The organism is Fischerella major NIES-592 (assembly GCF_001904645.1).
GTDB lineage: Bacteria > Cyanobacteriota > Cyanobacteriia > Cyanobacteriales > Nostocaceae > Fischerella > Fischerella thermalis.
The window spans coordinates 284,375-297,124 of record NZ_MRCA01000002.1; the positions used below are offsets into that span (position 1 = coordinate 284,375).

At 39.7% G+C, this 12,750-nt stretch carries 10 protein-coding genes; 1 reads left to right on the forward strand and 9 read right to left on the reverse strand.

Translation table 11 applies throughout. From position 1 onward, the window contains the following. Positions 1 to 102: 102 nt before the first annotated feature. Positions 103 to 2,793: an efflux RND transporter permease subunit gene (locus NIES592_RS05125; RefSeq protein WP_073555315.1), complete on the forward strand. Its 2,691-nt coding sequence runs from the start codon at positions 103 to 105 to the stop codon at positions 2,791 to 2,793. 572 nt (positions 2,794 to 3,365) lie between these two features. Here NIES592_RS05125 and NIES592_RS05135 read toward each other — a convergent pair. From NIES592_RS05135 to lepB, 9 genes are all read right to left on the reverse strand, one after another. Further along, entirely contained in the window at positions 3,366 to 5,033 is a 1,668-nt protein-coding gene (locus NIES592_RS05135; protein ID WP_073555109.1) for a bifunctional lysylphosphatidylglycerol flippase/synthetase MprF, read from the reverse strand. 81 nt (positions 5,034 to 5,114) lie between these two features. Further along, the gene (locus tag NIES592_RS05140) at positions 5,115 to 6,056 is read right to left on the reverse strand and encodes a lysylphosphatidylglycerol synthase domain-containing protein (protein ID WP_073555110.1); all 942 of its coding nucleotides are present in this window, start codon (positions 6,054 to 6,056) and stop codon (positions 5,115 to 5,117) included. Positions 6,057 to 6,265: 209 nt separating this feature from the next. Next, positions 6,266 to 8,101, reverse strand: a complete 1,836-nt coding sequence (locus NIES592_RS05145; RefSeq protein ID WP_073555316.1) for an APC family permease — start codon at positions 8,099 to 8,101, stop codon at positions 6,266 to 6,268. Positions 8,102 to 8,153: 52 nt separating this feature from the next. After that, positions 8,154 to 9,071: an alpha/beta hydrolase gene (locus NIES592_RS05150; RefSeq protein WP_073555111.1), complete on the reverse strand. Its 918-nt coding sequence runs from the start codon at positions 9,069 to 9,071 to the stop codon at positions 8,154 to 8,156. A gap of 89 nt (positions 9,072 to 9,160) precedes the next feature. Beyond that, positions 9,161 to 9,544: a DUF1634 domain-containing protein gene (locus tag NIES592_RS05155; protein ID WP_073555112.1), complete on the reverse strand. Its 384-nt coding sequence runs from the start codon at positions 9,542 to 9,544 to the stop codon at positions 9,161 to 9,163. Position 9,545: 1 nt separating this feature from the next. Beyond that, positions 9,546 to 10,382, reverse strand: coding sequence for a sulfite exporter TauE/SafE family protein (locus tag NIES592_RS05160; protein ID WP_073555317.1), 837 nt, complete (start codon positions 10,380 to 10,382; stop codon positions 9,546 to 9,548). A gap of 121 nt (positions 10,383 to 10,503) precedes the next feature. Beyond that, entirely contained in the window at positions 10,504 to 10,881 is a 378-nt protein-coding gene (locus NIES592_RS05165; RefSeq protein ID WP_016870591.1) for a sulfite exporter TauE/SafE family protein, read from the reverse strand. Between the two features lie 95 nt (positions 10,882 to 10,976). Next, a complete protein-coding gene (locus NIES592_RS05170) occupies positions 10,977 to 11,975 on the reverse strand; it encodes an RNA polymerase sigma factor, RpoD/SigA family (RefSeq protein WP_073555113.1) in 999 nt (332 codons plus the stop codon). 122 nt (positions 11,976 to 12,097) lie between these two features. Continuing rightward, complete coding sequence (lepB, locus tag NIES592_RS05175; RefSeq protein WP_073555114.1) at positions 12,098 to 12,652, reverse strand: signal peptidase I; 555 nt, start codon at positions 12,650 to 12,652, stop codon at positions 12,098 to 12,100. Positions 12,653 to 12,750 lie beyond the last annotated feature (98 nt).

Consider the following 12,750-nt stretch of genomic DNA (forward strand, 5'->3'; position numbering starts at 1 on the left):
AAAAATATATTATTTTCGATGCCAACAGATTTGATATAACGTCTAATTGTATGCCTGTGTGATTAAACTTAAGATCAGCAGTCAGCAAAAATCTCATTCATGATGATAAAGCCTCATCACTCTAAGTCTCTCCGTGAGCGCTTCAATATTTCTAAATTAGCGATTCAGCATCCCCAACTGACGGTGAGTTTTTGGTTAGCTGTGATGATAGTGGGAATACTTGCTTTTAGTTCCCTCAAGTATGCTTTGTTTCCAGATATTACTTTTCCTGTAGTAGTGGTAAATGCTACAGCTCCACTTTCGACAGCTTTAGATACGGAAGCAAAGCTCACTCAACCCATAGAACAGCGCCTCAATTCTTTAGAAGGGCTTGATAAAATCCGCTCTTCTACATATCCTGGACAAGCAGTTGTGAGTTTGTCTTTTTTTGTTGGTACTAACCTAGAAAAGTCCACGGCAAAGGTAGAAACAGAACTCAAACAAGCATCTCTACCTGAGGGTTCCTCTTTTAAGATTATTCCGATTAGATTGAATGAGTCTGCTGCTGTTAGTTACGCCATTGAGAGTCAGTCGCGAAATTTAACAGAACTGACAAAGTTAACTAACGAGCAAATTATACCTACGATCGCCAAACAGCCAGGAGTGTTAAGAGTAGATTTATTGGGCGCTGCTGCTACCCAACAAGGAGCAACATTAGTCAGATTCAATGGTAAAGATGCGCTGGCTGTTCAGGTAATTAAACGTGGTGATGCGAACACTTTAGAAGTGGTTTCTCGGGTAGAGAACCAGGTGCAACAACTACGTTCTACGTTGGGTGATGTTCAACTCACCCTAGCTGCTACGCAAGCAGAGTATATCCGTAAAGCCACTGATGCTACTATTGATGCTTTAATTGAAGCCATAATTTTGGCGGTAATCGTGATTTTTCCGTTTTTGTGGGATTGGCGAGCGACTGCAATTTCTGCACTGGCGATTCCGATATCTTTGTTAGCAACTTTTATTGTCATGGCCTGGTTTGGCTTTAACCTCGAGACAATTACACTATTGGCTCTCGCTTTAGTAATTGGCAGTATTGTTGATGATGCGATCGTTGATGTCGAAAATATTATGCGGCACATCGAGGATGGAGAACACCCCCGACAAGCTGCCTTTTTAGCTACTGATGAGATTGGGCTGACAGTCACAGCAGCAACTTTTACAGCAGTCGCCGTGTTTCTACCTATAGGCTTGATGGGTGGAGTCATTGGTCAATTTTTTAAACCTTTTGGCATTACTGTGTCGGCTGCAATGCTAGCTTCTTTGCTAGTCGCCCGGACTTTATCGCCAGTTTTAGCTATTTACTGGCTCAAACCCAAGCCTCCAGGTTATGGACGTCGCCAAGGAAGCAGATGGTCAAATTTTACCCAATATTACCAGAATTTGCTGGGTTGGTCTCTGAATCATCGTGCCATAGTCACCGGTTTAGCTGTGCTGAGCTTTGTAGCGGGTATAGCTTTGATTCCACTAGTTCCCAAAGGGTTTATACCGAAGTTAGACCGAGGGGAATTTAATATAGTTTATACGACTGCTTTACCGAATTTTTCGGAGTTAGGACAGGGAGCAGAGGACACTATAAATTTTGTTCCGGAATTTTCTCCATCCCCAAGTCTACCTGTTTCTGATTCTGTCTCATCTGTTTTCCCTGCTGAATCTCCAATCACAACTATCTTGAATAACTCTGCTGAGGTAGGTAAGAAACTGGAAGAGGTAGTGAGAAAATCACCGACAGTCGAAACAGTATTTACTGTTGCAGGTACGCGTGAGGGAGAACCGAATAAAGGCAAACTTTACGTCAAACTTAAAAGCGATCGCAACATCAAAACTTCAGAGTTACAAGATCAGTTTCGTGCCTCTTTGCCTAAACTTGAGGGTGTAAGTATTAGTGTTGAAGACATCCAGTTTGTTGATTCTGGCGCGCAAAAACCTTTAGAAGTAGCATTACAGGGTAATGACCTCAACACCCTCAGTCAAACCGCCGAGACAATCAAAGAACGTCTGCAAAAATTGCCGGGGTTTGCTGATGTTACAGTCAAAGGTACAACAAATGCCCAAGATCAAGTCTCGCAAATCGAACGTTTGAATAATCAACGGGTTGCCTATATTAGCGCCAATCTCGGTCAGAATTTACCTCTAGGTGATGCTACTGATAAATTAGTATCTGAAGCTCAGGCTGTGATACCTACTGGTGTGACTTTGAATTTAGGAGGTGACTCTGAACGCAGTGGTGAAGTTTTCGCCAGTTTCGGCATTACTCTGGCGTTATCGGTATTGTGTATTATTGTTGTACTCATTGCCCTGTTCCGCAGTTGGGTAGATCCGGTGGTGATTTGTATTTCTTTGCCTTTAGCACTAGTAGGGGCAATGTTGGCGCTGGTAGTTACTAAAAGTGACTTTGGCATGATTTCGCTGATTGGCTTTGTGTTTTTGCTAGGGCTGGCTAACAAAAATGCGATTCTGATTGTAGATTGTATTAATCAGTTACGAGATGGCGGCTTAAGCCAGAAAGAGGCTATTCTCCAAGCCGGGCCGATACGTCTGCGCCCGATTATGATGACAACTGTCTCAACAATTTTAGGTATGCTTCCGATCGCCTTGGGTTTGGGAGCAGGTTCGGAATTGCGATCGCCTATGGCTGTTGCTATTGCTGGTGGGTTGGTAAGTTCCACCATCTTGAGTTTAATTGTTGTCCCAGTCGTATACGCCGTTCTTGATGATTGGTTTCCCAGACGTAGGGACACCAAATCCACAAGATAGACTGATATGATTCCGCTTAAACAGTTATATTATCCCTTGGGGTCGGTAATTGGTAATTGGTGATCATTGGTTATTTTTTCACTATGCCCAATAACGCCAGGTGACGTCATGTGCTATAATTGTTGGAACCCCCAAGCAGTGACTGCTTTATGCCGGGAAAGGAGTCCACCTCACTAGCTCCTCAATGCCCAAGCTTGATATCGTAAGCAATTAATCGGGCATGATAATCCCATATTCCGCACTTCAATAAGTAGCATGAATAAACTACATAAAAAAATGGGCTGATGAGAATTTGAACAATCAAGTAACCAGAAAATAAATAAATTATCCACATACAAATTCCAGCGTTTTACACCATAAAAAAGCTGGTCATTCAAAAGTCCAACTACACCAATCGTGGCAATTAAAGGAGCTAAACGAGGATATATATGGCGTAACCAAAAGGTAGAAATTTTTCGTATCATTGAGTTATATCTAAATCTGTTATGGACTTATAGCTTACAAAATAATAGTTAAGAACTTGAAAAGGCATTTTGAATCAAAAATTGAGTTATTTTGCTCAAACTAGGCTCCTAAGCACCTGGTTTAAAGTAATCTAGTAATCTATCCCCTGAATCTGCCCTTACCAGAGCTACCACTATATCGGGTAGTGCAACTAAATTGGGATATACTAGGTAACGAGGTTCCCAACGAGGACTAAACTTATCCTTAAATGTATGCAAACCTTTAAAGTTATAAAACTTATTTAAGTGTTCGTAGAGATATTTTAATGCTTTCTCCAAAGCGGGAGAATCTTGTGTTCCTCCAACTCCAGAAAGTGCAGATAATCCTAAATTGAAACCGTCATATTTGAGTTTCTGGAAATGCTGAAACATTGAGACAAATAAAAATTCCATTGTCCCTTTCTCAATTTCTGTACGTCGTCGCATCAAGTCGATAGTAATTTCATTTTTCTGATACTCCGATACCACATTTGCAAAGGCACTAATTGTTCCTTCTGGAGTATATACAACCACAATTTCGCATTCACGCAAGTAGTCATAATCAAACCAACCAACAGAAAACTTTTTCTCTGCTCCCTGCATCATTTTAAGCCATTCGTCACTTACTGACCTCAATTCTTTTAATAATTCATCTGCAATGGGTGGTTGATAAAATTTAACTTGATGACCCGATTTAGTCAGCCGATTAAGAGCATTTCTTAAGTTTTGGTTAGCTTTGCCTTGAAGGGTGAAGCTATGTAAGTCAACAATTGCCTCCTCACCAATTTGAACAGTACGGTAGCCCAAAGATTTATATATATCTAAATCATCTGGTAAAGTTTGATAAAATGCGGGATACCAGTCATTTTTCTCACAAAATAGCTGAAACCCAACAATTACTTCTTGTCTTTCTTCAAGAGGGCCAATGGGGTCGCCCAAAGCTATTGCACCTCTACCTTTTGCTACATAACCAATGAAGCTTTTTCCAGAAGGACTGAAATAATAAGTTTTATCATCAAAGAGAGTGAATCTTGCTAGAGAAGATTTTCCATATTGTTCTACAATTTCTTTTGCTCGTTTTCTTTCGACTTCTAAAGTATGATTTCTTAATAATACCGGACGCAAGAGCATGAATAAAGCATAAGCTAATGTAGAAGCACCTACGAAATATATTGAATCAGCGAAAAACTGTCCAAATCGGGTTGTAGGTTCTAACCCTGCATTATCAGCTGTGAAAAACATTGCCAAAGTTTGCAGCAACGCTTGTGGTAAGTCAAAATTAACCGTATATTGCCTATCTAGTAGAAAGAAACCTACAGTGCCGTAAGCTAATGTAAACAGCAATGCACCAATTAAAACTCGAATTCCTTGAGTAATAGAAGGACGATCTGATTGCGCTGTAAAAACATTACGCATTAAAATAAGTTGAGCTAGTAAAACTCCAGCTAACAAACTTTCTTCATAGTCTAATCCTTTGATTAAATGGCTAATAATAGTTACAATTAACAACCCAACTGTTAGTAACCAAGCTACTCGCTTACGTCGTAATAAATTAGCTGCCAGAGTTAACAATATAAATCCAGAAATGGCTGCAAAAAAATGTCCACCTGCACGGATATCAAAAGGGACAAATTGCTCTATTAATTCTGTGCGTCTAGGTGAATTAGGAGTAACCGCAGATATCAAATTAACAACCCCTACCATAGCGGTTAAAATAGAGGCTGTCCACAATCCAATCCGTTGACGTTTATTTAGCAATTGCTTTTCCTCACTTTGCTTAACTATTTGATTGTGTCGTGGAGCAAGTTTAATTTCAAGTTGGGTTAAACATAAATTAAGCTAGGAACGCGCTTTTAGCCGTTGATTAATTTCATACAAACCCAGCAACACCACTGCAACTATCAAGGGCAGGATGTAGTAAACTCCTCGGTAAGCTATTAGCGAACCCAAAGCTGCTGGGGCTGTTACTTCTGATGGCAGTAGCAAAAGTATTACGGTTTCAAACACTCCTAAGCCTCCAGGAACATTGCTAACAATGCCTGCAATCATTGCTAATAAGTAGATACCAGCAAAGCCGAAATAGGACAAAGGAATACTTGGGGGTAACAGAAGATAGAGAACAGCGATCGCCAATCCCCAATCCACTAAAGAAATTCCTATTTGCTTTAAGGAAAGTCGAAAGGAAGGGAAAGAAAATGTCTGTCCACGAATACTCAAGGTTTGATGGTAAAAATAACTTCCCAGTAAATATGCTCCGACAAGGAGTAAAAAAATAACTCCAATTGGATGAACAGAGACAAAGGGTAAATTTAGTAAGGTAGGAATGGTGAGTGGTTCAAGGAGAAATATTATCCCACTTACGGCGAATAGTCCTAACCAGAAACTCAGGTTCTCGAAGGCAATTACTTGAGCGATCGCTCCTACTGATACCCCCCAATTTGAATAAAGACGGTAGCGGATAGCACCACCTGTTAAAAGAGCAAAGCCAACAGAATTACTGACAGCATGGCTGATAAAAGCTGTAAAAATAATTGCACTAGGAGGAAGCGAACGACGGATATGGCGGAAGGCTAGAAAATCATAACTAGTGAGTACTAGATAGCCTCCGATTGAGCATCCAATGGCTATAAACAAGCTATTTGAGGGAATTTCTGTCAAACTACGAAGAACATCACTAAGGTTATGCTGCCGCAGTTCGTTGTTGATTGTCCAAAGAGATAAAGCAAACAACAACAAGCCAAAACCAGATAAACTAATTTGAGAAAGGCGTTTTCGATTCATCTTTAAAGTCAAGAACAGTAATTTACTGTCATTAACAACTTATTCTGTTTTGGCTTATACATACTTAATATATAATTTATAGTAGAAGCATCCTGCCCTTAACTCATCTACCACGAGAAGGAAGGGTGTTGTAGCAATTGATGGAAATCGTATTATAAAGTCAAACTAATTATTATAATTTTCGGATTGTTTTCAACCTCTCCTATCTGTTACAAATAATACCTAACACTTGTAACTACGCTACTGTGTTTATTGCGTAAAGCTCTGCGTAAAAACAAAGATGTTTGGTTGTGCAGCAAATCTTCCCACCAATGACGTGTAACAAAAACGGGTATGATGACGGTAGTAAATACATTTGGGTGTTGTGTTTCATATTCACTTACAAATTCAGCCAGGGGAGTGACTATTGAGCGGTAAGGAGAGTCTAAAATTACTAAAGGAATATCCGACTCTAACTGCTGCCACTGTTGCTGAAGTTGTTCTCGATCTGTAAAACCAATATCAACGTGAACTGCGACAATTTCATCAGCCATGCTGCGGGCGTAATCAAGAGCTTTTACAGTACCTTTGTGCAGTTGCCCAACAAGGACGACAGCAGGATGGGTAATAGTTTCTGCTTTTAATCTGGTTGGATAATTTCTAATTTGAATTCCTTCAATACTGAGACGATTAGCTACATATCGATAGTGACGGTGAATTAAGAGAAATAAACTGACAACTAGGGGAATAGCCAGAACTACAACCCAAGCTCCTGCTTGGAATTTTGTCACAATAATCACAATAGCAACAATAAAGGTAGCGATCGCCCCCATACCATTGATGGTTGCACTAGTACCCCAACCTGAAGTTTGTTCCTTAAACCAATGACGTACCATTCCGGCTTGCGAGAGGGTAAAAGAGGTAAACACCCCAACAGCATACAGAGGAATAATCGCGCTGACTTCGCCTTGGAAAATAATGATGAGAATAGCAGCTAAAACACTCAGTAAAATAATACCGTTAGAATACACCAGGCGATCGCCCAACAGTAACAACTGCCGAGGTAGAAAACTATCTCTGGCTAACAGTGAGGCAAGTCGCGGAAAATCCGCATAACTGGTATTTGCAGCTAGTAGCAAGATTAATAATGTCGTAAACTGCAAAAAATAATATAGTATTCCGCCACCAAAGATTTGACGACCTAGCAAAGAAACTACAGTTTGATTAGATTCTGGAACAACATGATAAGCATGGGCAAGGTAAGTAATACCTAAAAACATTGTCCCTAAAATCATACTCATGTATAACATTGTCATACGAGCATTTTTCCACTCTGGTTGTTTAAAGGCCAGCACTCCATTAGAGATAGCTTCCACCCCCGTCATTGCTGTACAACCTGCTGCAAATGCTCGTAAAATCAAAAACAAACTCAAAGGTTCTTTTACTGGAATTACTGGATAAGTTTGAGGAATTAATGTTGTAACTTGATGATAAATACCTAAAATTAGTAGGATAAATATGCAAATAATAAAAGCATAAGTGGGAGCCATAAATAAATTGCCTGATTCTCGCAAGCCTCGTAAGTTAGCTAACATTAATAAAAAAATAGAAATCACGCAAAGCTCAACAGTGAAGCCTTGCAAAAGAGGGAAAGCAGAGATGAGAGCAGCAATCCCAGCTGCAACACTTACCGTTACCGTCAGGACATAATCTATTAGTAAGGAGGCAGCAGCAACTAAACCAGGGAAAAGACCCAAGTTTTCACTTGCTACCGTGTAAGCTCCGCCACCAGTAGGATAGGCACGAATCGTTTGCCGATAGGAAAGCGTGACGATCGCTAACAGCAGACTAATGGCTAGAGCAATAGGAAGAGATAAGCCTAACGTACTACTACCTGTCAAAACTAGCACGGTTAAAATTTCCTCAGTCGCATAGGCAACAGAGGAAAGTGCATCAGACGAGAGAACTGCTAATGCAGCCGCATTGCTTAATCTTTCTGTAGAATGAGAGCTAGTTGGTAGGGATGATCCAATCAGCTGACGCTTAATTTTAGAGTAAAAAGACATAAAAACAACTTTTGAAAACGGTAGAACAACCCCAACGTAGAAAGCAGATTGATTAATTCTTCTGCGCTGAGGCTTGTTTAAATTGCTTTCCCACATAAGTAAGTTGGTCTGCTAGATGTTTGTGCCAATAATTCCAGCCAACATCTGCGCCAACAATACCATGACCGCCAGGAAAAGCATGGAATTCGTTTGCAATTCCTAACTTATCTAGAGTTTGATGAAACTGCTGAGTTGAGGTAAGAAATTCTTTATCTTGTTCTCCAGCATCCAAATATGCTCTAATGCGTTTACGTTCTGCCACTGGTATTTTTTCAATAAAATCTTGGGGACTATTTGCCGTACCACTGCTATCGGTAAAGTAGCCGCTAGAACTAAAGAAAATATTAAAGTTATTCAAGTGGCGTAAACCAATATTAAAAGCTCCCCAACCACCGCTTGACTGTCCTCCCATTGCCCAAAACTGCGGTTCATTCAACGTCCGATAACGAGATTTCACAATTTTGACTAACTCTGAACCAATCAAAGTGCCAACTTTACCATTGGGGCCATCATAGTAATCTGAATCCCAAAACGGACTTGTACCGCGCTTGTCGTTGCCATCTGGGGTAATGACTATTGAATAAGGTAATTTGTCACTTTTGTAAAGGTCATGTAGCACGGAGGTGACGGCTGCTTTATCCTGATAAGCACGAGCATCGCCATGTCCCCCGTGGATTAGGAAGATTACTGGATAGCGTTTCTTTAGGTTCTTGGCATAATCGGGAGGGAGAATTAAGCCATATTGTCGCACTTCTCCCATTGCCTTGCTGTTGAAAGTCTTTAGCTCAAAGGACAATCCTGTATTTTTTTCTACCTGCGGAGGATCAAGTTGCGGCGCACCAGCAATGAACACATACCAATAACCAGTTGCCAACAAGGTAGCAACTATGGCCATACCTGCTAGTAAAATATTTGACCATCGTAACTTCATCTATAATTTCCTTGGTTATTATCTCAAAATAATATTAAAATTAAACTTTTCTATAATTACTCACAATGCCAATAGTAGTTCATTATTTATTAACCACCTATAAAACTAACAATCAGCCCAGTCAAAACAATCAAAGTCAAAATAATATAGGTGATATCTCGCTGACGCATAAAAGCTAATAGAGAAAAAGCAACTCTAGCAACAGGAGTCGCAATTAATAACAACAGCCCAAGTTGAATGATGCCACGACGACGACCTGATAATACTGAGGTTGCAACTCCTTCAGGAGAGCGAAAAGCTGGAGGTTCACTGTGAAAGATTTGATAATTAGGAGTTTCTTTGCCGTGATAAATTAGGTATAAAGCTCCGCCGAGTAAGACTACAGATGAAGCTAAAAGTACGCCATATCTTAACAAATTTCCAACCAAAAGTTCGACTTTTCTTTCACTCAAGTTGCGTCGATTTTGGGACATTTTAAATTCTCCCAGTAAACCCGTTATAAATCATTTGAATTGCCAATAGCACAATAACTAAACTAAAAATATTTCTTAAAACGCCTACTCTTGCTTTTACCAATACCTTAGCTCCCAACAATGCGCCTAAAAGTACTCCTAACATGACAGGCATTGCTAGTCCAGGATCAATGTAACCTCGTTTTAGGTACACACCCGCGCTGGCTGCTGCTGTCACCCCAATCATAAAATTACTGGTAGTAGTAGAAACTTTAAATGGAATCCGCATGAATTGATCCATTGCTAATACTTTGAGTGCGCCAGAACCAATACCAAGTAACCCGGAAAGCACTCCGGCGACAAACATCAGACTAAATCCTACGGGAACAGCATGGACATTGTAAGGTTGTTCACCTGACTGTGTTGGGTAAGTGCTATTTAGCTTTAAACGAGTTGCTAAACGATCAGGTGGAGTATCAGCTGAGTGTTCAGGACGGGATTGACGCGAGAGATGGGCGCTGTAAAGTAAAACAAATCCAAACACCACAGCGAGTATTCTAGTGGAAACAAAAGCGACTATGGTTGCACCTGCGATCGCTCCAAATGTCGTTGCTACTTCCAAGAACATTCCCAAGCGTAAATTAGTGTAGCCTTCTTTAACGTAAGCAGAAGCAGCACCGGAAGAAGTTGCAATTACGGATACTAGCGAAGCACCGATTGCGTAACGAATGTCAACACCAAAAACCAAAGTTAATAGAGGAACAAGCACCACTCCACCACCTAAGCCTGTCAACGCTCCCAAAAAGCCTGCGGTAGCAGAACTAATCCAGACTAGTAGGGTAAATTCTAAAACATTCAAGCGAACACCTCCGGTGGGCGCGTCACGCCAACGCACCCTCACTTCTGAATTAAACGTTGCTTATTGAAAAACTCAATAGCAACGCCTGCATTATATGGTAAACAAGTTAAGAAATAATTAATTACACGGAATCGTTAGTAGTTGCAAATAAAACTCTAACAGCACTCATAATTAGTAGCAAGGCGAATATTTTAGTTAAAACCCCATTCGGTAAACTCGTTCCTATTTTGGCACCGAACCACCCACCTAAAATAAATCCTAGACAGAGAAGTGCAGCTACTTTTATATCTACATATCCTTGCTTGTAATAAGTCCATGCTGCTAATAAATCTATTGGTGGAACTAACAAAGCCAATGTTGTTCCTTGTGCTTGGTGCTGAGAGAATCCTAAGAAAAAAATCAAAGCAGGTAAGATAATTATTCCACCACCAATGCCTGTCATGCCACTAACAATTCCTGCTATCAATCCCAAAATTATGCAAAGCCAAATATTAGTCATGATTAAACTTATTCCTAATTAATGTACTTTTGCTAGTATCACAGAATTTTTTGTTAGCTGAAATTGATGTTGCTACTCGTATTATGCTCTCAGCATCAACTAGCGAGATGACTACGCACCTGTTCTTTATACCTGCGTAGGGTACTCAAAGCTTGTAGCTCTACCTGTCTTACTCGTTCTCGACTAACACCCATGCGTTGACCAATTTCCGCTAAGGAAAGTTCATTTCCATCTACTAAACCGAAACGTAAAGTTAATATTTCCCGTTGTTGGGGAGTTAGTTTTGACAATAAATTTTGAATATTTTGTTGGAGAAACTTTTGATCGGTGTAAAATTCAGGAGAAACTCCTTCATCTTCCAACATATCTTGTAATTCCGTCTCTCGTTCTGCGCCAACTCGTAATTCCAGAGAGACAGGTTGACGTGCTATGAGTAAATATTCTCGAACTTGTTTGGGGTCTAAAGATAGTTCTTCAGCAATATCAGCTGCTGTAGGAGTACGACCTAATTTTTGAGCTAGTTCTCGTTGGGTTCGTTTGATTTTATTCAGTTTTTCTGTAATATGAATAGGTAAACGGATGGCGCGTCCTTGTTGAGCGATCGCTCGTGTAATTGCCTGACGAACCCACCAATAAGCATAAGTTGAAAACTTGTACCCTCTGCTAGGATCAAATTTTTCAACTCCTCGCTCTAAACCTAAACTTCCTTCCTGAATTAAGTCGAGAAATTCTAGATTACGTCTTTGGTATTTCTTAGCAATAGACACTACAAGTCGTAGATTAGCCTTAATCATTTTTTGCTTGGCTTGATATCCTTGGCGTAGTTGCTGCACTAGTAATTCTTCACTAATATCAACTTTTTCAGCCCATTCTTGTTGTGTAGGTTGACGCTTTAATTGAATAGCTAATTTTTCTTTGGCGACGAGTAAGTTCATCATTTGTTTAACTTGCTTACCCAAATCAATTTCTTGTTCATGAGTTAACAAAGGAATACGTCCGATTTCGTGCAGATAAGTATGCACACTATCAGCATTGGATAAGGATTTTTCATTTTTATCGCTTACTTCTATAGATGGATGAGATATATTTTTCATAGTTTTTTGAACCTTCGTAAATACTGATTGACTTGGAGTAAATAATTTGTGACTCTGTGTAGTTAGTATGGCATCAAGAAATGAAATTAGAATGAAATAATGAATTTTATTCAATAAACAGTTTAATTGACAAATCCAATTCGGTTGAAGGGATAAAAGCGCACAATGGCTCGACCTATGATTTTATTGCGGGGAACAAAACCCCAATAGTGACTGTCATAACTGTTATTGCGATTGTCTCCAAGAACTAGATAAGAATTATTTGGTACAATTACAGGCCCCCATTGATAGTCTGGTTTAGCTTCAAGATAATTCTCTTTTAAAGGCGAACCATTAATATAAACTAGTCCATTCTTAACTTCAATTGTTTCCTCTGGCAAGCCAATTACACGTTTAATAAAAGCTTCATGATAGTTTTCAGAACGTAGTTTTTTTGTTGGATTAAAAACAACAATATCACCTCTTTGAGGTGAGATAAAGTCATAGCTAACTTTATCAATAATTAAGCGGTCATTAATCTGGAGCGTTGGTTCCATTGAGCCAGAGGGTATATAACGGGCTTCAGCAACAAAGGTGCGAACACCAAAAGCAAGAACCAAGCTTAAACCAATTGTTTTAATTGTTTCAATAAAGATATTTTCTGTTTTTGCTTTTTTTTGTTGATGAAGATTAGACATAGTATTAATTCAAGAAAAATAGGTTTTCGACAGCATCATTCACACAAACACAAAAGAGTTGCATTATTTTTTTGTCCTGTCTGTACAAGCGACAGTAT

Bases quoted from the DNA above. Each gene is read 5' to 3' on its own strand.
- NIES592_RS05125 (WP_073555315.1), top strand. From the start codon at position 103: ATGATAAAGCCTCATCACTCTAAGTCTCTCCGTGAGCGCTTCAATATT.
- NIES592_RS05140 (WP_073555110.1), bottom strand. From the start codon at position 6,056: ATGAATCGAAAACGCCTTTCTCAAATTAGTTTATCTGGTTTTGGCTTG.
- NIES592_RS05145 (WP_073555316.1), bottom strand. From the start codon at position 8,101: ATGTCTTTTTACTCTAAAATTAAGCGTCAGCTGATTGGATCATCCCTA.
- NIES592_RS05150 (WP_073555111.1), bottom strand. From the start codon at position 9,071: ATGAAGTTACGATGGTCAAATATTTTACTAGCAGGTATGGCCATAGTT.
- NIES592_RS05155 (WP_073555112.1), bottom strand. From the start codon at position 9,544: ATGTCCCAAAATCGACGCAACTTGAGTGAAAGAAAAGTCGAACTTTTG.
- NIES592_RS05165 (WP_016870591.1), bottom strand. From the start codon at position 10,881: ATGACTAATATTTGGCTTTGCATAATTTTGGGATTGATAGCAGGAATT.
- NIES592_RS05170 (WP_073555113.1), bottom strand. From the start codon at position 11,975: ATGAAAAATATATCTCATCCATCTATAGAAGTAAGCGATAAAAATGAA.
- lepB (WP_073555114.1), bottom strand. From the start codon at position 12,652: ATGTCTAATCTTCATCAACAAAAAAAAGCAAAAACAGAAAATATCTTT.